Genomic DNA, 21,178 nt, shown 5'->3' with positions numbered 1-21,178 from the left:
CTATTTCTCCATCCTGATTGTGATAATCTGATTCTTTTTATAAAGTTTCAATGGTTCCAGCTTCTCATCGTTCGTTTCATCCAGCCGGCATTCGTACATAGCCGCTTGCGCTTTTACGTCCACATTTCCGTCTTCCAGCCGGTATAACCGAAGAATCGTGCCGCGGTCCTCCCCTAATTTGTAAATACTCATCTGGGTGTCAGGGTCATCAACAGAAAACGAGGAATATACAGCCGGAAGTTTTTTCTCCATCGCTCCCAAAATAAACTCGTCGAAGCTGCCGCAGAAGCGGATTTCCTGATGGATCTTAAGCGGGGTGAGGTATTCGGCCCCATAACGCGCAACCTGGGGGCCATTGCCCGCAAAGCACAGGGAAAATGTATACTCCATCTCCCCAATCAGCATGTTATCCGGGGTATCCCATTCCTTACCGCTGGCTCTTCCCGGTCTGTCTTCCAGATTGGCCCGCCCCATCTTCGGGAAGCTTCGAAACAGCGTATAGGCAATCGTGTCAAATCCGTCTCCCACGATCTCATACTCTTTTACACTGTCCGCTATCACGCCGACCGCCGTTTTCTCATCCCGCAGATACACGTACGACTGCATAGGTTCGATGCATCTGGGCTTCTCCGTCCAGCCCTCTTCCCTCCAGCATTCCGCCGTTTCCAGACTGGTCGGCCTCTCGATGATTCCAAAGGTCTGATCCGCATAGGAAAAACGGCTCTTGATCCCTATGGGGAACTTCACGCGCAGGCGATGGTCCGTGCCGGGATTTTTGACCTTCACTCTAAAATCACACTGCGGCTTATTGGGTTGGAGCGTCAGCTCCACGCGTATGTTCATCCTCTGATCCATCTGTCCGGCTCTTCTTTGTTCCAGATTCCGTGGAATCATCATTTCCAGCTCATAGCCGGCCGTATTGCCGGTAACCCGGAGATTCCCGGTCTGCGCCCATTCGGAGGTGAGTACCGTATCGCCCGGAACCGATGAATAGTCATAGCTGTCTCCGGCATCCCCCTGATCCTCGAATACCAGCATCCCGGAATACTGCCTGTTGCAGGTTTTATCAAAAATGGACAGGCTTCCGTTCGCCTCAATATCGATTCTGATAGAATCATTTTCCAGCCCGTTCCCGGGCGCGTCCTGGGCTTTCGCCTCCACAACACGATACGTTTCGTAACCCATGGCCGGAGCCGACAGCACTGAGGAGACTTCACATTCATAGATATGATCACAATCCTCCCAGAAATTGTCATAACGCCCGTTTACGCCGTTTGAGAATGCCAACGCCTTTTTTACCCTCTGCGTCGCATCTTCCCGCCGCAGGACACGCACCGGAACCAACCGCCCCTCCGGATCAGCCAGAGAGAATTCTTCATATGGGGACAACAGTTCAAAACGCGCCTCCTCCTCTCTCTCATAGGGCAGATATAGGCGTTTGCGAAACGCCACAGCCCTCATAAATTCGGGCTTTTTTCTTTGTCAAAATAAAACAACTCCTCACAGGTTTATGGTAAAATTGAGATGTCCAGTAACAATCAACCATATCCACCTGAAAGGAGTTGTACCTATATGATACCATACAATCAGCTTTCTTTGGCAGATATTTTTTCATGTTGCCAGGATATTTATGAATCTGACAAACCTGCTTTCCTGTCACTGCTCCAATCCCATATTGACCTTATTGAAATTGTCCCTGCTTCCTTCCGGAAGCGTTTCTATGCATCAACGGGCAGAACCCGCAAATACCCTTTGTTCGCCCTTTTATGGGCCTTAATCATTCAACGTATTTTTTCTATTCCTACTGACTCGTTACTGCTTATTTTCCTTCATTATTCCAGACATCTCAGAGAATTCTGTGGCTTTGACAAAGTCCCCGATGCTTCTAAGATAACCCGCTTCAAACAGGATTTTCTTCCTGAACTCGAAGATGTTTTCTCACGCCTTGTTGACCTCACTGAACCTATCTGTCAGGCGATTGACTCTTCCAAAGCCAGTATGACTATCTTCGATTCTTCTGGTATAGAAGCTTGGGTTACTGAAAACAATCCTAAATACGCAAACCGCATCATTAAACAGCTAAAAGCGTATGCAAAATCCAAAGGCTTTGACGATTCTTATGATCCATATAAAGCTGCCTATGCTTCCATGCCCTCACATTCAGCTGCCAATCCGGAGATCAAACAGCTCTATATCGATGGGCATTTCTGTTACGCCTATAAGATAGGAATTGTTACTAATGGCCTCGGCATTATCCGGCACATTGATTTCTACAACAAAGCTTTCTTTGAGAAGCATCCTGAAATTACCATTTCTAAGAAATCCGATTCGCCTGATGAGGACAAATCTGTCCATGACGCAAGGCTCTTGATTCCTACTCTTCAGGACTTTTTCGCTACACATCCTCTGATCCGGCCTGACACCTTCCTTGGTGACTCCGCCTTTGATTCGGTCCGCCTGTACAAGGAACTTCTTTCCGGGGATACCTTTGGTAATGGCAGGCACTTCAAGAAAGCCTATATTCCTTTGAACTCCAGGGCACATCTTGAAAACCTTGACTATACCATTGATGAAAACGGGATTCCCTGTTGTCCAAAGGATCCCTCTCTTCCAATGAAATACGAAGGAACCTGTAAGCTTAAAAGCGGCGTCACACGATACAAATTCGTCTGTCCCAAAGTTGTTTGGATAAAAGATCCTTCTTCTGGAAACTATCACCGGCTCTGTAAATGTGACAACCCATGTACCACGTCTTCCTGTGGCAGAATGATTTACATTTATCCAGAGAAAAATCTTCGTGCCTATCCAGGTATTCTGCGAGGGACTGACGAATGGAATAAGGTCTACAAAACCAGAACCTATGTGGAGCGGTCTATCAATCACTTAAAAGACTGCTTCTGTCTGGCCGGACGTAAAACCCAAAATGAGAAAACACTTCATGCCGACCTAATCCTCGCAGGCATTACACAATTAATCGGTGTGGTTCTCGCAGATAAGATTCATAAGCATGAATGCATACGGACGTTAAAATCTTTAATTGCATAGGACTTACCAACTCCATAAAACGTATGGCTTATGAATGTGCGCCATTATCCGAATACATCCCACTTATTCAGGTCCTCCTGCTTCGCAAAGTGGCTTCCTTATTTGGAATCAGGATTGAATACCTGTTTCGCAATCAACTAATAGGGCAGATAGTTGTAAACCTGGAGCGAAAACGGTTCCTGGGGGATCTGATTTGCAATCAGACGGTGCGTCAGATTCTCATATTCCGTCAGAGAATCCATAACTTCCGAAAACCGCTGCATGATCTGGCGGTTGACCGGATCACTGTTGCAGCAGCCGATAGAATCATGCGCCGCGTTTTTCATCATTTCCTTCCAGAGACCCGTCATAAAAATCCGCTCATCCCGGCCGGTCAGCTCATAATAAATCGCCTGCAGCGGTTCCGCACTCCGTATCAGTTGATTCTCGCACCTGGAGTTCGCCCGTTTAATATCTGCCCTCGAAGAATAAATCGACTTATGCACCCGGCTGGTTTCCCCGCAGGTCAACTCGCCGGTGTAGCGTGGAAGCGTGTGTCTCTCTTTGATTCGGTCAAACACCTCCTCCACACGTCCGATCTGAACCGCAGACTCCAGCTTCTCATTTAATTTTGCTGTTATATTCAGAATATCCCGTCGGACCGGATGTTGGTCGAATCCGTTAAACAGCAGGATTTCTTTGGAAAGAGAACGGCTGTCATAGGCTTCAGCGATTTCCCGCAGCCGCTCTGCATTCTCTTCGGCATCCGGGGACGGGTTGCGGAAATTCATATAGTCCACGCAGTGGTAGGCAAATACCTGAGACCCGTCGTCGCTGCGCCACTCGAATTCCGTAAACGGAATTTGGGAAGTCTCGATCCCTCTTTTAAACAGAACCTTGTCAATGCCAAAGCCCTTATAAATCTGGGGCATCTGGGCGCCCTGACCAAAGCAGTCCACCGCATAGCCAACGTAGAAGCAGCCCCCAAACGCCTTTGCCTCCCTTGTCCCGTATAACAGGTTCCGCACAATGGACTCCCCGTGAATGATCATCTGGTCCGTCTGCGTATACCACGGCCCCGTCACAAGACGTCCTTCCCCGATCAGCCGCCTGACCTGGCCCTCCCGCTCAGGGCGGAAGGCCAGATAATCTTCGATCAGGGATGTCTGCGCGTCAAAGAGAAAATATTTTAAATCATTTGTTTGACATAATTGGTCAATCACTTCGTCCATATCGTGCAGAAGGTACAACGTGGATTTCTGCTGGGTAAAATACCACTCCCGGTCCCAATGCACATGGGGGATTACCGTAAACCTCATGGTTTTAATTCCTTCCTCAGCTCTCAGCTCCATCTTCCGTTAATTCCCGTTTTTTCGCCAGCTGCATTCTTCTGAAACATGTCAGCACGCCCACCACCGCAGCCCCTGCGAACAGGCAGAGTATATATGACAAGGGATTATCCTGCAAAAAGAAACCGAGCACATTTCCGGGGCGACCGATGTAATTATAATTTCCAACCCACACGCTGAGAGCGGCTCCGAAGGCAGACCCGATCACGTTAATCGGAATCATGGCAACCGGATCGTCCAGAACCAGAGGCAGCGCGCCTTCCGTTACATTAAACAGCCCCATGATAAATCCTGAAAATCCCTGGCCGGACAAATCCTCGCCAAATATATTCTTCTTAATGATGAACTTATCAATGGCGACTCCGATTCCAAAGCCCAGCGGCGCGATCATGGCTCCATATGTAAGGGGCACCATATTCCATCCCGTGGCGCCAAGGGAGTAGGCGATTGTAAACGCCGCCTTATTGACCGGACCTCCACAGTCAAACGCCATCATGCCGGAGATCATTGCAGCCAGCGGAAGCTCCCCGTATAATCCAACTGCGTTGATGATATTCTGCATCGTCTGATTGATAAAGCTGCCCAGCGGATTGACGATCCAGAACATCAGCGTAAAAGCGAAGATCGCTCCCACAATGGGGTATGCGCAAAAATTCATGATCGTCCGGTACTGCCTTCCCGGTTTCCACACTTGTTGCAGCCATTTCATGAAAAAGCCCGCCGCAAATCCGATGATAATCGCCCCCACGAACCCGGACGGGCCGATTAACGCCAGATACCCGCCAAAGAATCCGATCGCCAGCGCCTGCCGGTCCGCAATCGAGTAGGCCAGGTAGGCCCCAAATACAGGGTACATAAGATTCTGGCATTGTGGCGCCGCCACCTGCTTGACCCATGCCAAAAATTTAAGGAACATGTTCGCGCTTTCAAGCGCTTCTGCACTGCCGATGTCCCATCCCAGCACAGCCGCCGAAAGAGAGGCTATAGCCCCTGCCAGGGACGCCGCCATCAGAACCGGTATCATGTAACCGATTCCCGTCATCAAATGCTGTTGTATCGCTCTCCAGGTCGTTCGTTTCGTTTCTCCCATCTCCGTTTTCCCCCTATTTCTCAAGATTGCTCAAAATAAACTCTTTTGTGTGGTGCAGGACCGTAGCCATCGTCGTGTGAATGGTTTTTTCCTGATACGCCTCGAACCGTTCCGGCTCCCGCAGCGCAATATCATTTGCCAGGACAATCCAATCCGCTTCCTCCAGGTCCTGCTGCGTCAATTTATCCTCGATCCCGGACGCCCCCTGCGTTTCAATTTTGATACTGTACCCCATTTTCTTCGCCACCTCTGTAAATTTATCAGCGGCCATATAAGTATGGGCCACCCCCACCGGACACGCACATACGCCCACAATCTTACCCTTCATCCTGTTACCTCCCTGATTTTTGTTTTTTAATTTCGTTCACGTTTACACCCATCATCGATTTTGGATTATCTTAAGTATAACGGCACATGGGATTATTTTAAACACGAAAAAAATGCCCTTGGGGTGACATTTTTTTGCCTTAATAAATGACACCGGGCAGTGACTTGAATTCCAAAAAACCGGCCCGCTCACCACACATTTTATCGATCAGTTGGAACAGGTATCTTATCGACAAAATCTGTCTTAATTATAGGTTGCCAACTTCCCTCCCATGTGTTATCCTGTCATTATCTTTACCGGCTCCGCCGGGCGTTCGCCCGCGGCCAGCCGTATCTTTATCCCATTACGGGAATCTGTGGTTCTTGATTCTTTTTCGAAATCATCATTCCACAATCATTTACAACCACACAACGTTTATAGTACAATGAAAGGAGAAATGCACATGGTGTCCGTGCGCATCAATGCCAAATTCAAAGACACTTTATTTCGGATGATTTTCGGCGGGAAAAAGGAATTATTGGACCGCTACAATGCCATTAATCATTCCAACTACCAGAATCCGGACGACCTGATCGTCACAACCATCGGCGATGTCCTGTATATGGGGATGAAAAACGACATTTCGTTTCTCATCGGCCAGTATCTCAACCTCTATGAGGCCCAGAGTTCCTGGAACCCTAACATGCCGCTGCGCGGTTTCTTCTACCTTAGCCGTCTCTATCAGGCTTTTGTGGCGGAACATGAGATGGATCTTTTCTCCAAGCAGCTCTTAAAACTCCCTGCGCCGCAGTTCATCGTCTTTTACAACGGGACGAAAACTCAGCCGGATCAGATGGAGCTGCGGCTTTCCGACGCGTTTCTCCCCTCCGAAAAGACGCCCTGCCTGGAGTGCGTCGCCACGGTATACAATATCAATTACGGCCACAATTCGGATCTGATGGAGAAATGTCACAAGCTGTACGAGTACGCCTACCTGATTAACGCCATCCGCAGCCATCTGAGGCAGAATCTTCCCCTGGAAAATGCGGTGGATCAGGCGGTGAAAGAATGCATCGGGAACAATATATTAAAAGGCTTTTTGTTAAAACATCGTGAGGAGGTGAGGGAAATGATCTTGTCCGAATACAATGAAGAGCTTCACATCAAAAGTGAGAAAAAGATCAGCTTTGAAGAGGGTGCTGCCCAGGGCCAGGAGCGGGTCAATCTCCTGATCGCCCGTCTGGCAGAAGCCGGCAGAACCGAGGACCTCATCCGGTCCGCCACCGACCCGGAATATCAGGAGCAGCTGTTCCGGGAATTTGGGCTTTTCCCCCAGTGCGACTGGTAAGAGCCCGCGGCCCATTACATTCAAATTAAAAATGCTGCCGCACTCATTGATATGAGCTGTGGCAGCACTTCTGACCGCATCTTAATTTTCTTATAGTTCCTGCTCCACCCCAACCTTCGCGCATACATCCTTCAGACAGCACCGCTCACAGTGGGGTTTTGTCCGCGCCGTGCACACATCCCGGCCGTGGAACACCAGGCGGTGGCAGAAGTCATTGCTCTCCTCGCCGGGGATCAGCTTCCACAGGGCCATTTCCACCTTCTTAGGCTCCTTGATTCCGTCCACCAGGCCCATGCGGTTCACCAGGCGGATGCAGTGGGTGTCCGTCACAATGGCGGGCTTGCCGAACACGTCCCCGATGATCAGATTGGCGCTCTTGCGCCCTACCCCCGGAAGCTTCAAAAGGGCGTCGAAATCGTCCGGCACCTTGCCGCCGTACTGGTCCCGGAGAATCTTCATACAGCCGCTTATATCCTTAGCCTTGCTGTGTCCCAGACCGCAGGGCTTCACGATCCGCTCAATCTCCTCTACCGGAGCGTCCGCCAGCGCATTTACATCCGGGTATTCTGCATACAGGTCCTGGACCACCACATTTACACGGGCGTCCGTGCACTGGGCCGCCAGGCGCACGCTGACAAGCAGCTTCCAGGCCTGGTCGTAATCCAGCGTGCAGCCCACGTCCGGATACTCCTTTTTCAACCGGTTTACAATCTCCTTCGCAAGTTTCTCTTTCGTCATCGCCGTCTCCCGCCTTATCTCTTTCGTTTTGCGGCGTTTGGCGCCAATCTGCGCCCGGGCCGCCCGCCAGGCCCGCTCTATTTTATCCTGCCGCCGTTTACAGACCGGCAGCGGGACGTGTCGTTTCATATAGATATCAGTATATTCCCTTGATTATACTTTGTCGTCAACCGCAGGTTGGCGATAAGGGACACCGTTTCCTTATTATACTTTGTCGTCAACCACAGGTTGGCGATAAGGGGCACCGTTTCCTTATTATACTTTGTCGTCAACCGCAGGTTGACGATAAGGGACACCGTTTCCTTATTATACCATAAACTCTAAGTTCGTGGAATACCTCACTAAGTGTTTTAACATTCATTCGCGCCCCAATTTAAAAAGCGGCTGGAATCCCCCCTGCAAAAGAGTTATTCCAACCGCTTTGATCCCGTTCAATCTAAATTTCTCCGGCGTAAAAACGCCCTCACCGCGCGCTCATACCGCTCTGCGTCCTTGTAATAGGCTTCCGCGTGTCCGGCTCCCGGGATCACCAGCAGTTCCTTGGGCGACCGGCAGGCAGCGTACAGCTCGTACGCCATAGAGCAGGGCGCAAAGGCGTCCGCCTCCCCGTGGATGAACAGCACCGGTACCCCGGCCTTTTTCACTTCCTCCCTGGCGTTGCACTCGTCCAGGCCGTACCCCGCGCTCTTGCGGGTCATCCGGTCCGCGATCTGTATCACCGGAAATGCCGGCATGTGGTACTGCTTGTGCAGCACGGAGGAAAATACCTCCCAGGCTGAGGTGAATGCGCAGTCCGAAATCACGGCCTTTACCTGGGGCGGCAAATCCAGGCCGGCGGTCATCAGCGCCGTGGCCCCGCCCATGGAAATGCCGTGGAGCACCAGACGGCAGTCCTGGCCCATACGCCGGATCATTTCCCGGATCCAGAGTACCGCGTCCAGGCGGTCCAGACAGCCGAACCCGAAATAGATGCCCTCGCTCCGCCCGTGAGCCCGCTCGTCCACCACCAGCAGGCGGTACCCCATTTCCAGATAAAACCGGGCTAAGGAAGAGAAATCGGTAAGTCCCTCGCTGGCATAGCTGTGAAAACAGATCACCGCCCGATCGGAGCAGCTGCCCGGGAAATAGGTGGCGTGGAGCAGCAGGTGATCCTCCGATTCGATGAACACATCCTTGTGGGGCTGCCGCTTCACCCACTCCTTGCGCTCCTGAATTTCAGATATGTACCGGCCCCAGTCGGTTCCCGACACGTCCCTGGTCCGCTGGCGGACAGCATTGGTCCGCACCATCGTCCGATGGAAAAAACATCCGGCAAAACCGTATTCCGCCGCCGTACCCGCCGCGGCTGCTCCTGCGATCCATTTCCAATTCCCATGGTCATTCTCCTCTCCCGCCTGTGCGCCGCCCTACAGGAACTTCTGCAGCATCAGCGCTTTTCCGATATCTCCGTCCACCTTAAGCCTGCCCAGGGTAAATGCGGCCACCGGGTCCATTTTCCGGTCCGCCAGTTTGAGAAGCGTATCCGCCGAACAGGTAAATGCAGCGTCCCGGTCGTGATACTCATAGGGCTCCACATAGAGCTCCCCCTCCCTCACCTCCGCGTAAAATGAACCTGCTGCCTCGCCGGTAATGTTGAACTGGAACGCCAAATGCTCCTTCACACCGCTGACATCCGCCTTCCTGAATTCCATCTTCACCTGTTCAAATAATTCCTGAAATGTCATGATCCAATTCCTCCCTGCTTGCCACCGCAACGGTGCGCCAGCTGCCTTGACCGCGTTTTTCGACCATTGGTCGAATAAGTACCAAATCACATTATCACGTTTTCGACCGCCAGTCAAGTGTGGTCTTTTCCCGCGATATCTGTTATACTGGGGCTAGTTTTCAAGGAAAAGGGAGCATTTTTTATGCAAAATCATACCAAACGCGAGATCATCCTGGATGCCATGCAGGAGCTGATGAACGGTTCTTCAGCCCAGGCCATCTCAGTCAGTGATATTGCCCAAAAGGCGGGCATCGGAAAAGGAAGTATTTACTACTATTTTTCTTCAAAAAATGATATCATCGAGGCCGTTATCGAGCGTTCCTATTCCAGGGCCATCGAGAAGGCCCGCGCGCTGGCAGCCTCCGGGGGGATGAATGCCTTCCAGAAACTGGAGATTATTTTCCACGCCTGCCTGGAGTCCTCCTCGGAGTTGAAACGCCAGGAGCAGAGCGCCACCTTCAACGAGATGCAGCAGAGCGCGCTGATTCACCAGCGCTTTATCCGCATCCTGATCTCCCGGCTGAAGCCCATCCTGGCCGATATCATCCGCCAGGGCATCGGCGAGGGCTCCATCTGCTGCGATTATCCGGAGGAAACCGCCCAGATCGTGCTGATCGTGCTCACCGTCACCCTGGACAACCACCTGGCCCCATCCTCGGAAGGGGAAATCCGCCGGCTGCTGGAGGCCTTCGCGGCGATGCAGGAAAAGAGCATGGGCATCGACCCCCATCTGCTGGATTTTCTCACCAGCAGGCCGTAAATCCTGATTTTCGCCAGGTTCTGCGCCGGTTCGATGGACCGTCCAGCAATTTTTCACTATTCAATTCCCACATCTTGTCTTATAATAGCTATAACCCGGCATGCAGGAAGATTTTCCCAGCATGCCCGAATTGCGGAGGATTAAACGGAAATGATTGAGATTTTAAAGCGTATCCTGGTCCGCGCCGTAACGGGACTTTGGCATCTCTTTATCAGCATCCTGGGAATTCTGGGATGGCTTCTGCGCGCGCTTCTAACCCTGCTCACCGTGGGATTAATCTGCGCCGTGATTACTGCCACCGTTCTGTACGTCAAGGTAAAACCGGAGCTGGACCAGTGCCGTGAAATGGCTTATGACAAGCTGGCTCAGATGAGCCGTCAGGATTTTTCCATGCTCTCTGACACCCTGATCTACGATAAGGACGGTAATCAAATCGGCCTGATCAACGCAGGGCACTACGAGTACGTGGACATCGGGCACATCAGCCTGAACCTGCAAAATGCCTACATCGCCCAGGAGGACCGGCGTTTCAAGAGCCACACCGGGGTGGACTGGATCGCCACCTTCCGGGCCGGACTGGCTCTGGTCAAGCACGGCGGAAGGGTGACCCAGGGCGGCAGCACCATCACCCAGCAGGTGATTAAAAACACCTATCTGACCCAGGAGCAGACCTTTACCCGAAAAATTGTGGAGATTCTGCTGGCCCCGGAGATCGAGAAAAAATACTCCAAGGCGGACATCATGGAGTTCTACTGCAACACCAACTTCTACGGCCACCGCTGCTACGGTGTCCAGGCGGCCAGCCGGTATTATTTCGGCAAGGACGCGGAGGATCTGACCGTCTACGAGGCGGCCACCCTGGCGGGCATCAGCAACAGCCCCTCCGCCTACGACCCGGTGGCCCACCCCCAGGCGTCCAGGGAAAAGCGCAACGACGTGTTAAAGAGCATGAATGAGATCGGCGAGCTCTCGGACGAGGACTACCAGGCCGCTATAAACGCGCCCTTCACCATCGTGCAGTCCCAGACTGAGGGCACGGATGAGAATTACCAGAGCAGCTACGCCATCCACTGCGCGGCCCTGGAACTGATGAAGCTGGACCATTTTCCATTCCAGTACACCTATGCGGACAAGGCTGATTACAACGCCTACCTGGAAAAATACCAGGCCGCTTACAGTGAAAAGTCCGATCTGATCCGGGCCGGAGGTTTCAAGATTTACACCTCCTTAGACAGCAGCCTTCAGGCGGAGCTTCAGGCATCCGTGGATGACGGCCTTGCCTCCTACACGGAATTACAGGACAACGGCAAATACGCCCTCCAGGGCGCGGGCGTGATCGTGGACAACCGCACCAACTATGTGGTGGCCATTGTGGGCGGACGCGGCAGCGAGGACCAGTTTAATCGAGCCTATTTGAGCGCCCGTCAGCCGGGAAGCACCATCAAACCCTTAATCGACTACGGCCCGGCCTTTGACACCGGCGAATACTATCCCACCCGGATTGTGGACGACCACAAATGGGAGGACGGCCCCTCCAACAGCGGCGGCAGCTACTACGGACCAGTGACGGTCCGCGAGGCGTTAAACCGCAGCCTGAACACCGTGGCCTGGCAGATTCTGGACGACATCGGGATCAATTACGGCCTGAATTATTTGGGGGAAATGGAGTTTCAAAAGCTCTCCTATGTGGACAATGACGTGCCCTCCCTGAGCATCGGCGGCTTCACCTACGGGGTCCGGGTGGTGGACATGGCCAAGGGCTACAGCACCCTTGCCAACAACGGCATTTACAATGACCGCACCTGCATTGTGCGCATCGAACATGAACACGACGGAAATCTGACAAAGGACATGACTCCGGCCACCAAACAGGTCTACCGGGAGGATTCGGTGTTCATGCTGACGGATATTCTGAAGGGGACCATGACCTCCCCCTACGGCACCGGCCGCGGCCTTTCCCTGGCAAACGACATGCCGGCCGCCGGAAAAACCGGCACCACCAACGCAAGCCGCGACACCTGGTTCTGCGGCTACACCCGCTATTACACCACTGCGGTGTGGGTTGGCTACGAAATCCCCCGGGATATGCCCGGCGTGTACGGCAGCACCTATGCCGGTAAAATCTGGAAAAATATTATGGACAAAATCCACACGGACCTGCCGCCCCTGGATTGGGAGCAGCCGGAGACTGTGGAGCTGCGGGCCGATGAAAAGACAGGCGTGGAGGATTACTTCAGCACCACGGCGCAGCTGCGGGCAGAGCAGAGTCTCCACGACAAGGAACAGCAGAAGCTGACCGACGAGTTGAACACCATGGTAAATGAATTTGAGGCCAAGACCATACAGACCGTGGAAGATACATACGATGTGAAAACGCGTTACAAGAATATCACCACCAAGCTGCCTCTGCTGGACGACGGCGACCTGCGGGCCAGGCTGCTGGAGCGGACCGAGACCAAATATGACGAGTTTGAGACCATTATCTTCGGGATGAGCGACACCATCATCATGTACGAGAAACAGCGGGCGGTGGACGCCGCCAAGGCCCAGGAGCAGGCGGAGAAGGACGCCGAGAAACGGCGGGAAGAGCTGGAGAAGCAGACCCGCAAGAATGAATTCCTGCAAGCACTGGCCGCGGTGGAGGAACTGGAATACCAGAAACCCGACGCCCAGCAGCTGGTGCAGGACGCCATCGGCAAACTGCCCCTTGTGGCGGGCGATCCACAGCAGCAGGAACTTTCCAACCGCCTGGATGCAGCGATCAACCGAATCTCCACCCTGCCTACCGCTCAGGAATGGCAGAAAAAGCTGGACGATGAGGCCGCAAAAAAGGCCGCCGAGGAGAGCCAAGCCCAGCAGGAAGTACAGGCCCAGCAAAAGCGCCTGCAATCCACCTTAAGCCACGAACAGTTCAAGTGGAACAACATGGAATTTTATGGACCGGGAGGCAGAGGAAGCGATGAGGGATGACCGAATAAACAGACAGAAAAACAATAACCCTGAGATCCGCTCCCGGCGCCGCCGCAGGAACGGCGGAGGCGGGAGCGCGGCGTGGAGGGATGAAGGGAAGGTCGCGGGGGATAAGGAGGTCGCCGGGGGAGAGAACGCGATGGCGGTTGACACGGATCAGGTAGGCGCAGGAATAGAGAATGCGCTGCCGGAAAACGGAAACACAGAAGATTCGGCGTTTGAATTGTGTTCCACAGCAAATCCCACAAAGCCTGGCACCGGACATGAACCGGTTTGTGAGGCTGAGACGCAAGACGAGGCGGCGGACGATGAGGCTTTGGGCGTCAATACGCCAGGCGATGAGACTTATGATGGTGATGAAACTCCCGTCGGTTCCCCCTCGTCCCAGCTGCCGGCGGACTACCGCATACCGCCCCGCAAATGGTTTTTGACCTTCATGTATATGAATATACCGGTCATCGGATGGATTTACCTGCTGGTAAAAGCATTTGGCAGGAAAAATACTCAGTTGAAAGATTTCGCACGGGCCTACCTGCTCTACAAACTGGTATTTCTGCTGGTGGCCCTGATCATCCTGGGCCTGGCCGTGTATGTGGGGCTGGGAATTCTGGACGAACTGCTGGCCTACATGGAGATGCTGTAAACTTGAGTCAGGCGGTTCCGGGAACGTTCACTGCCCGCAGCTTTTGCAGCTTACGGCACACAGCAATCTCCTATCGGCAGCGCAGCCGGTCCATTGCATTCAAACAATCGCCGGCGGCCCATTGCATTCAAACAAAAGGACGCCCGCGGGCGCAGTGCATGTTCATTCAATGCCTGCCCCGCGGGCGTCTCTCTGTCTATGTATGGATCACAGCCGCCAATCCACCGCCGGAACCATTTTCCAGTATCCCGCGCCGTCTCCCCGGCCATCCGCTTATTGCTCCAGGCGAATCTTCTCCTCCAGGATCTCCCGCAGCGCGTCCACCGTATCGCCCGGCGTCATACCCTCCTCGTCGATCACGATGTCCGCGTATTTCTCATAATACGGCACCCGCTCATTGTACAGGTCGCGCAGCGTCATACCGTCCTTTAACGCTACGCCGCGGTCCACCACGTTTCCGATGCGTTTTTCCATCTCCTCATAACTCATCTTGAGGTAAACCACCTCGCTGATCTCTTTCAGGTGCTCCATAGCTTCTGCGCCATAAATCACGCTTCCGCCGGGGGCAATTACCGACTTTTTCACGTCCAGCCCGGCGTTTACACGGTTCTCCACCGCCAGGAAGCCGTCCATACCCTCGGTGGAAATAATCTCCTTCAAAAGGCGTCCTTCCTTCTCCTGAATCACAATGTCCACATCCACAAAGGAATAACCCAGCCGCTTGGCCAGCAGCACGCCGATGGTGCTCTTACCCGACGAGGGCATGCCGATCATGGTAATATTTGATTTCATCCTTTTGTCCTCCTGCTCTTTTTCCCTGCGCCGCCGGAAGCGCCTGAGGTTTTTGCTCCCCGGTTTCCGGGTCCGCGCTTTTTCGCCGGCCGCTTCACGGAATAACCGAAGCTGCCCAGGCGTTTTCCCAGCTCAAAATATTCGCCGTGGGAGTAGGTCACCAAGCCCGAGGCATTCAGATTGAATTTCCCCTTGTCGTTCATGTAACGTTCGTCCACCGTCACGCCCATCACCTTGGCAATGAACATATCGTGGCTTCCCAGCTCCTTCACGTCCACCACCCGGCACTCCAGGTTCACCGGGCTTTCCCCGATCCCCGGGGCTTTCACATGCTGGGACGGAAGCGGCGTCAGCTTCATTTCCTTAAATTTATCCACGTCGCGGCCGGACTTCACGCCGCAGTAATCCGTGGCCCGCACCAGGGGCTTGTTCACCAGATTTATTACAAACTCCCCCGTGTCCTTGATGATCTTGTGGGAAAATCGCTCCTTGCGCACGGAAATGGAGACCATGGCCGGGTCCGAACACACCGTGCCCGCCCAGGCCACGGTAATAATATTGGGCGTTTCGCCCTCCCGCCCGCAGCTGACCATCACCACCGGAAGGGGATAGAGCATATTGCCGGGCTTCCATGAAATCTTTCCGGGGGTGGATACCTCGGGCTTACGTTTATTTTGATTGTCCATTTTCAGATGCCTTTCTTTCTAACACAGACGGCTGTCATGACGGCTTCCGCCGTTTGGCTCCTGTCATGAATACGCCTTAAATTCCGTTTAATTGTTCCGTCGTTCTGCCCGCGTTCCCCCTACATCTGCTCCGCCAGCATAAGCTCCGGAATCAACTGCTTCTTGCGGGACACCACGCCCGGCAGGCTGACCACCGGCTCAGATTTCTCCGTCTCCTCATCCTGGTCCAGGTGGAACGCCTTGGCCGCCAGCTGCACCGCGCCCTGGCCCACGCACAGAAGCTCCGTGGACTCCGTCAGGATATTGGTCAGCATGAAAAAGATCATGTTCAGGTTATCCGTCTCGTGGGACCGCTGCATGTACGCCAGCATCCGCGGCTTTAACGCCTTTAACTCGTTCTCGTCCAGGGACGTGATCTGGCCCACCGCAAAGGTCACCTTGCCGGAGGTAAAACGCTTGAAATCCTGGTAAAAGATCTCCTCGTCGCCCTTGTCCTTTAAGTTGCTGCCCGCGGAGAACATCTGCACCGCGTACTTCTCAATGTCCAGACCCGCGATCTGAGCCAGTTCCCTGGCCGCCCGCTCGTCCACGGAAGTACAGGTGGGAGAACGGAACAGTAGCGTATCGGAAATGATGGCGCTGCACAGCAGGCCGGCAATCTTCTGCTCGATCTCCACGCCCGCTTCCCGGTACATCTGATAAATAATGGTGGCCGTGCAGCCCAGCGGCTGGTTACGGAAAAATACCGGCGCCATGGTCTGAACCGTACCCAGACGGTGGTGGTCGATGATCTCCAGAATCTCCGCGCCCTCCACCCCGGCCACGGCCTGGTTCTTCTCATTGTGATCCACCAGAATCACCTGCTTGCCCTTGGCGCCCAGCAGGTTCCGGCGGGAAATCATACCCAGGTAGCAGCCGTTTTTGTCCAGAATCGGGAAATCCCGGTGCCGCTTGCTGGCCATCACCTCTTTGATCTCGTCAATGTAATCGTCGCTGTCAAATGTGATCAGGTGCTCCCTGGTCATGAAATAACTGATGGGCATGCTCTGGTTGATTAGACGTGCCACCGTGTACGTGTCGTAGGTGGTAGCGATCACCGTAGTGCCGCGGTCCTGTGCAATCTTCTTAATGGTCCTGGAAACGCCCGCGCCCTCGCACACGATAATACAGTCCGCGCCCATCTCAATGGCGCACAGCTGGGACTCGTAGCGGTTTCCAAGAATCACCAGATCGTGGGGTTCAATGTAAAACTCCATCAAATCCGGGTTTGCCGCAGCCACCAGCACCTTCCCCCGGTCAAAGTAGGCGTTCTCATCTCCCACGATCAGATCCGCCTCCAGCGTTTCGATGATATTGGAATACTGGGTATTGGCCTTGGACAAAATGCTGCTGTCATAGATGTTCATGTACGTTTTGGTGATGTCGCCCACCGTGATCAGGCCCTCCAGCGCCCCGTCCTCACGAACGGAAGGGATGGTCACCACATTGTTCTCCTGCATGATCTTCCAGGCCATTTTCAGGGAAATGCTGCCCGCCACGCCTTTGGTCTTGCGGATCTCGATGTCCTTTACCTGGGTTCTCACGTCCTCCACCAGCTTGGGCTGCTCCACGCCAAAGTAATCCAGCACAAACTGGGTTTCTCCGTTCACATGTCCGGCCCGGCCCGGAATATACTCGTCGCCGGTCACAAGCCGCTTCAGATTGGCATAACAGATGGCCGAGCAGATCGAATCCGTGTCCGGATTCCGATGACCGATGACCGTCGTCTTTCGTTTCAATTCCTGTCCCATCCTTCTCTCCTTCTATTTCTCTAAATTTTACTTTTCATAATCTGTTTACATAGGGTTCACATTTCGTTCACATTTATTTTTTATACTATTTGTATAGAAACGAAATACAAAAAAATATGTTTAATAGTGAAATTGCACATAGATTTTTCATAATTGCCCCGGTCGAGAAATCGCCGGGGTCTCCTCATGTCTGTGGGATCTTTCATCCTCCGCTCCAGTATACCAAACCGGCGGCATTTTTTCAACCGCCACCAGACAGGACAAACACGGCCGCTTCCCGGCAAACGTGCGGTTTGTTGATGTGCTCATATATTTTGTTCATTGTATACAGTATTTATCTATTCTCCTATGTTATCACAAAAACTGCCGTTGTGGTAAAAAAATTTTCTCACGTTTCCGGGCATTGACATTTTCTGTTCTCAATACTAAACTTAGGGAACAGATGCAGGCGGACGGGGCTGCTCCCGGGAGCCCCGTCCGGAGGAAGAATCCTTATAATATGGAGGGAACGGATGATGAATCAGACACTTAAGAGAGCGGTTATCTCCGCAGTAATATTCGCAGTTGTTTATTTGGGCGCAGGCCTCGTTACCCAAATGCCGGCTTATGACGGACTGGTAAAGACACTGGAGTTCATGTCAGGGATCATTGCAGCCGGATGTTATTGGATCGGATCAAAATAAAACCGCATGAGAGGTAATCCCCATGACTCTGAAAGAACGCGCCCAAAGCTTAAAGCGCGATATTCCCGCCGTATTTCTGGCCCTGAAGGATAAGGACACGCCCATTTCAGCAAAGGTACTGGCCGGTATTACCGTATGCTACGCCCTGTCCCCCGTCGATCTGATACCCGATTTTATTCCGGTTCTCGGGTACCTGGACGATCTGATCCTATTGCCCGCGCTGATCGCGTTGACCGTGAAATTGATTCCGGGAGAGGTCTGGGAGCGAAACCGCGCGCGGTCGGAGCATTTGTGGGAGAATGGGAAGCCGAAAAAATGGTATTTTGCAATCCCAATCTGGCTGATCTGGCTGCTGATTCTGTGGCTGGGCGTTCAGGCAGTCTGCGGGTAAATGCCGCAGGTCCATTTCCGAGTCTAAACATGCCGGATTTATGGCCGCGTTGCCATTTACCCGACACATCCCGGAGCCATGCTCCCTAAACGGCGGATGACCGGTTACCTTCAACCGGTCATCCGCCGTATTTTTCCTGCTAACACGGCACATACACCTCATGTTAATCCATCACCGGCAGACGCTCCCCTTCTCCCAGCCCGGCCAGTACCAACGTCCCTCCCCTCATCGGATCACTCCTTCCATTTTCTATAACGCCATTTTAATGTCCTGCAGGCGAAAAATGCAGGAACAGTCTGTGGAAATTCTGTAAAAATGCAAAAAAAACAGGTTATTTCCATGTTTTCCCTGACTGGAAGAGGATAAACTTATGTTATAAAAGAAAATACTTGACAGAATTAACTGTATCTGGTATTGTTACAGTATGAACTGTATAATTTATAATTACAGATATCCACTTTAGTTTTCAGAAAGGAACCCGCATAGATGACCAGAATTCGCAGCAACCGCTTCAGATCCCGCAGAAAGCGCAGCCATATGAACCGGCTGCAAGCCGCCGCCCTCTCACGAGGCTTCGTACTCTCCCTTGCCGTACTCGTGCCTGTCCTGACCTTCGCGGCGTGGACCGTTTTCGGAAAGGACAGAAGGGAAACCAAACAGCCCTCCGCGTCCGCCGCCTACGCTCCGGACGCCCCGATGGAATCTTCCTCCCTTCCGGCCGCACCCGCCGTCACGGTCCAGGGCGTGGATCTCACCGGCCTGGACCGCAGCGCAGCTGAAAAGAAGCTGACCGAGGCATTTTCCTGGGACGTGTCCGTGGTCTGGGAGAACGACCGCCTGCCCTTCCCGAACCCGCTGGAACCGGAGATCAGGCGGATTTTGGATGAAATTTACGCCGCCGGTCAGTCCTCGGCCGAGAATTACACCTTTGACCTGGAAGCCGTGGAGGGGAGAATCCGGGAAGCGGCGGACGAATTTGCCGGCCATTTCGATCGCTCTCCGGAGAATTCCCAGCTGGTATCCTACGACCGCGAAACCGGCAAGTACCAGTATAGCAAGGAAGTCAGCGGGCTTAAGCTGGACCGGGGTCAGCTGGCTGCCGATGTGTTGGCTGCCGTGAATTCCGGTTCCTACACCGCCTCCATTTCCCCGTCCCTGACCATTATCCCGCCGGAGCGCACCCAGGCTCAGGCCAAGGAACAATACCAGGTGATCGGCACCTTCACCACCAAGACGACCAACAACAAAAACCGCAACCAGAACATCCAACTGGCCGTGGACGCCATTGACGGACGGATTCTGAAGGCCGGAGAGGAATTTTCCTTCAACCTGGCCACCGGAAACCGCACCAGTGAGAAGGGCTATCAGCCGGCCGGAGCCTACAAGAACGGCGTGCTGATTGAGGAGCCGGGCGGCGGCGTCTGCCAGGTCTCCACCACCCTGTACCACGCCATCATCACCTCCGGCTTCATGACCACGGAGCGCAATTCCCACAGCTTCGCCCCCAGCTATGTGGAGCCCGGGCAGGATGCCATGGTCAGCTTCGACGGCTACGCCGGTCCCGATCTGAAATTTGTGAATACCAACACGACCTCCATCGCCCTGCGCGCCAATTTTCAGGACAACCTGCTGAAAATATCCATCGTGGGCCTTCCGGTCCTGGAGGACGGGGTCAAGGTCTCCATCCGCTCCGAGCAGGTAGGCGAAACGCCCGCCCCGGATCAGGTGCTTGAGGAAAATCCCAACCTCCCCTATGGCACCCAGCAGCAGGTGGAAGCCCCTAAACCGGGGGCCAGCTGGAAAAGCTTCCGCGTCGTGACCAAAAACGGCGAGGTGATCCAGGAAACGCCTCTGCACAACAGCAACTACCGCCCCAAAGCCGGTGTGATCCAACAGAATACCACGGTTCCCGGCGAAACAGCGGCGCCAACAGCTCCTGCTGCGCCGGCTGAGACTCCCGCCGGGACTCCCGTTGCGCCGCAGGAGGGGACATCGGTAGAAGCGCCAGATGGGACCCAGGAGGGAGTTCAGGGTGAGTCACCGGATTCGCCCCAGAGCGTGCCGACGGTTGGGGCCCAGGGTGAGCCCCCCAGTGACACGCAAAGCGCCCTCCCAACTGTCACACCGGACCAAACACAGTCCGGGCCGGTGTCCACAACACCAACCAGTCCATAAAATCCGTAAATACCCCAGAAATCACCATTCAAGACAAACATTGAAAAGGAGAATCCACCATGAAAATAAAGAATTTATTGTACGCAGGTCTGATCGCCGTTTTTGCCCTCACCGGCTGCGCCCGGTCAGGCGCCGCCTCTGCCGCTCAGACCTCTGCTTCCCAAACCACGGCTGCGCCCACTGCAAAGTCAAAAAATAAAACTGCGGACAGCCCGGATTCCGGCAGTTCATCGGCCTCCGGCACAGCCGGCAGCGCTACCGGCCAGGCACAAACCGTAACCGCAGCCGCAGATCCCCAGGGAGTCTACCACAAGATTACCGCCGAGGAGGCCAAAACCATGATCGATAACGGCGGAGTAACCATCGTGGATGTCCGCCGTCCGGACGAATACGCCGCCCAGCACATTCCCGGCGCCATCAATGTTCCCAATGAGGATATAAGCTCCGATCCCCCCGCCGCCCTGCCCGATATGGACGCAGTCCTCCTGGTACACTGCCGCACCGGTATCCGAAGCAAAGCAGCCTCCGACAAACTGATTCAAATGGGATACCAGAATGTGTATGACTTCGGCGGGATTGTGGACTGGCCGTATGAGACGGAGTAGGGTCCTGTAAAAATTTTCCAGTCATTAAATAGCTCAACAGACTATACAAAAAGCACCTGGTC

The 21,178-nt window shown here is 53.6% G+C and carries 18 protein-coding genes and 1 pseudogene; 9 read left to right on the top strand and 10 right to left on the bottom strand.

What is annotated here, in order from left to right:
* Nucleotides 1–1,452 (bottom strand): glycoside hydrolase family 38 C-terminal domain-containing protein, encoded by a 1,452-nt coding sequence (locus tag ACK2JC_RS18315; RefSeq protein WP_368274806.1) that lies wholly within the window; start codon nucleotides 1,450–1,452, stop codon nucleotides 1–3.
* A 120-nt stretch (nucleotides 1,453–1,572) separates the two neighbouring features.
* Between ACK2JC_RS18315 and ACK2JC_RS18310 the strand changes: the two are divergent.
* Nucleotides 1,573–2,950 (top strand): annotated as a pseudogene (locus tag ACK2JC_RS18310) (transposase).
* A gap of 232 nt (nucleotides 2,951–3,182) precedes the next feature.
* On the opposite strand, the gene ACK2JC_RS18305 reads toward ACK2JC_RS18310, so the two are convergent.
* Genes ACK2JC_RS18305 through ACK2JC_RS18295 form a run of 3 tightly spaced genes read right to left on the bottom strand, consistent with a single transcriptional unit; the run spans nucleotide 3,183 to nucleotide 5,791 of the window.
* Nucleotides 3,183–4,376, bottom strand: coding sequence for a hypothetical protein (locus tag ACK2JC_RS18305; RefSeq protein WP_368274758.1), 1,194 nt, complete (start codon nucleotides 4,374–4,376; stop codon nucleotides 3,183–3,185).
* Nucleotides 4,360–5,463 (bottom strand): fructose-specific PTS transporter subunit EIIC, encoded by a 1,104-nt coding sequence (locus tag ACK2JC_RS18300; protein WP_368272082.1) that lies wholly within the window; start codon nucleotides 5,461–5,463, stop codon nucleotides 4,360–4,362. Before ACK2JC_RS18300 ends, ACK2JC_RS18305 begins: the two co-directional genes overlap by 17 nt.
* A 13-nt stretch (nucleotides 5,464–5,476) precedes the next feature.
* Nucleotides 5,477–5,791: a PTS fructose transporter subunit IIB gene (locus tag ACK2JC_RS18295; protein WP_024736194.1), complete on the bottom strand. Its 315-nt coding sequence runs from the start codon at nucleotides 5,789–5,791 to the stop codon at nucleotides 5,477–5,479.
* Between the two features lie 442 nt (nucleotides 5,792–6,233).
* Between ACK2JC_RS18295 and ACK2JC_RS18290 the strand changes: the two genes are divergently transcribed.
* Complete coding sequence (locus tag ACK2JC_RS18290; RefSeq protein WP_368272083.1) at nucleotides 6,234–7,118, top strand: hypothetical protein; 885 nt, start codon at nucleotides 6,234–6,236, stop codon at nucleotides 7,116–7,118.
* 90 nt (nucleotides 7,119–7,208) lie between these two features.
* Here ACK2JC_RS18290 and ACK2JC_RS18285 read toward each other — a convergent pair whose 3' ends face one another.
* The 3 genes from ACK2JC_RS18285 to ACK2JC_RS18275 all read right to left on the bottom strand — a co-directional run bounded on the left by ACK2JC_RS18285 (nucleotide 7,209) and on the right by ACK2JC_RS18275 (nucleotide 9,580).
* Nucleotides 7,209–7,856, bottom strand: a complete 648-nt coding sequence (locus ACK2JC_RS18285) for an endonuclease III (protein ID WP_320936011.1) — start codon at nucleotides 7,854–7,856, stop codon at nucleotides 7,209–7,211.
* 431 nt (nucleotides 7,857–8,287) lie between these two features.
* Nucleotides 8,288–9,145 (bottom strand): alpha/beta hydrolase, encoded by an 858-nt coding sequence (locus tag ACK2JC_RS18280; RefSeq protein WP_368272084.1) that lies wholly within the window; start codon nucleotides 9,143–9,145, stop codon nucleotides 8,288–8,290.
* Between the two features lie 117 nt (nucleotides 9,146–9,262).
* Complete coding sequence (locus ACK2JC_RS18275) at nucleotides 9,263–9,580, bottom strand: SCP2 sterol-binding domain-containing protein (RefSeq protein ID WP_368272085.1); 318 nt, start codon at nucleotides 9,578–9,580, stop codon at nucleotides 9,263–9,265.
* A 183-nt stretch (nucleotides 9,581–9,763) separates the two neighbouring features.
* Here ACK2JC_RS18275 and ACK2JC_RS18270 point away from each other — a divergent pair, with 183 nt between their 5' ends.
* The 3 genes from ACK2JC_RS18270 (at nucleotide 9,764) to ACK2JC_RS18260 (ending at nucleotide 13,994) form a co-directional block, all read left to right on the top strand.
* Complete coding sequence (locus tag ACK2JC_RS18270) at nucleotides 9,764–10,381, top strand: TetR/AcrR family transcriptional regulator (RefSeq protein ID WP_092361475.1); 618 nt, start codon at nucleotides 9,764–9,766, stop codon at nucleotides 10,379–10,381.
* Between the two features lie 150 nt (nucleotides 10,382–10,531).
* Nucleotides 10,532–13,351, top strand: a complete 2,820-nt coding sequence (locus ACK2JC_RS18265) for a transglycosylase domain-containing protein (RefSeq protein WP_368272086.1) — start codon at nucleotides 10,532–10,534, stop codon at nucleotides 13,349–13,351.
* On the top strand, nucleotides 13,341–13,994 hold the full coding sequence (locus ACK2JC_RS18260) for a hypothetical protein (protein ID WP_368272087.1): 654 nt from the start codon (nucleotides 13,341–13,343) through the stop codon (nucleotides 13,992–13,994). The genes ACK2JC_RS18265 and ACK2JC_RS18260 overlap by 11 nt, the downstream gene beginning before the upstream one ends.
* Before the next feature lie 273 nt (nucleotides 13,995–14,267).
* Here ACK2JC_RS18260 and ACK2JC_RS18255 read toward each other — a convergent pair whose 3' ends face one another.
* The 3 genes from ACK2JC_RS18255 to ACK2JC_RS18245 form a co-directional block, all read right to left on the bottom strand.
* Nucleotides 14,268–14,786, bottom strand: coding sequence for a shikimate kinase (locus ACK2JC_RS18255; protein ID WP_024736210.1), 519 nt, complete (start codon nucleotides 14,784–14,786; stop codon nucleotides 14,268–14,270).
* A complete protein-coding gene (locus ACK2JC_RS18250) occupies nucleotides 14,783–15,472 on the bottom strand; it encodes a flavin reductase family protein (RefSeq protein ID WP_276948126.1) in 690 nt (229 codons plus the stop codon). The genes ACK2JC_RS18255 and ACK2JC_RS18250 overlap by 4 nt, the downstream gene beginning before the upstream one ends.
* Before the next feature lie 119 nt (nucleotides 15,473–15,591).
* Nucleotides 15,592–17,262, bottom strand: coding sequence for a putative manganese-dependent inorganic diphosphatase (locus ACK2JC_RS18245; RefSeq protein WP_092361485.1), 1,671 nt, complete (start codon nucleotides 17,260–17,262; stop codon nucleotides 15,592–15,594).
* 512 nt (nucleotides 17,263–17,774) lie between these two features.
* Here ACK2JC_RS18245 and ACK2JC_RS18240 point away from each other — a divergent pair.
* The 4 genes from ACK2JC_RS18240 to ACK2JC_RS18225 all read left to right on the top strand — a co-directional run bounded on the left by ACK2JC_RS18240 (nucleotide 17,775) and on the right by ACK2JC_RS18225 (nucleotide 21,116).
* Entirely contained in the window at nucleotides 17,775–17,945 is a 171-nt protein-coding gene (locus ACK2JC_RS18240) for a hypothetical protein (RefSeq protein ID WP_166434354.1), read from the top strand.
* Nucleotides 17,946–17,967: 22 nt separating this feature from the next.
* The gene (locus ACK2JC_RS18235; RefSeq protein ID WP_320935988.1) at nucleotides 17,968–18,336 is read left to right on the top strand and encodes a YkvA family protein; all 369 of its coding nucleotides are present in this window, start codon (nucleotides 17,968–17,970) and stop codon (nucleotides 18,334–18,336) included.
* 486 nt (nucleotides 18,337–18,822) lie between these two features.
* Nucleotides 18,823–20,511 carry a VanW family protein gene (locus tag ACK2JC_RS18230; RefSeq protein ID WP_320935989.1) on the top strand — a complete coding sequence of 563 codons (1,689 nt, stop codon included), beginning with the start codon at nucleotides 18,823–18,825 and terminating at the stop codon, nucleotides 20,509–20,511.
* 59 nt (nucleotides 20,512–20,570) lie between these two features.
* Nucleotides 20,571–21,116: a rhodanese-like domain-containing protein gene (locus tag ACK2JC_RS18225; protein WP_320935990.1), complete on the top strand. Its 546-nt coding sequence runs from the start codon at nucleotides 20,571–20,573 to the stop codon at nucleotides 21,114–21,116.
* The last annotated feature ends 62 nt before the right edge of the window (nucleotides 21,117–21,178 follow it).

Origin of the sequence: Enterocloster lavalensis, assembly GCF_046603895.1 — a bacterium.
In the GTDB taxonomy this organism is placed as follows: domain Bacteria; phylum Bacillota; class Clostridia; order Lachnospirales; family Lachnospiraceae; genus Enterocloster; species Enterocloster lavalensis.
The sequence above is the reverse complement of the archived record's forward strand: the minus strand, read 5'-3'. Positions and strand labels throughout refer to the sequence as shown.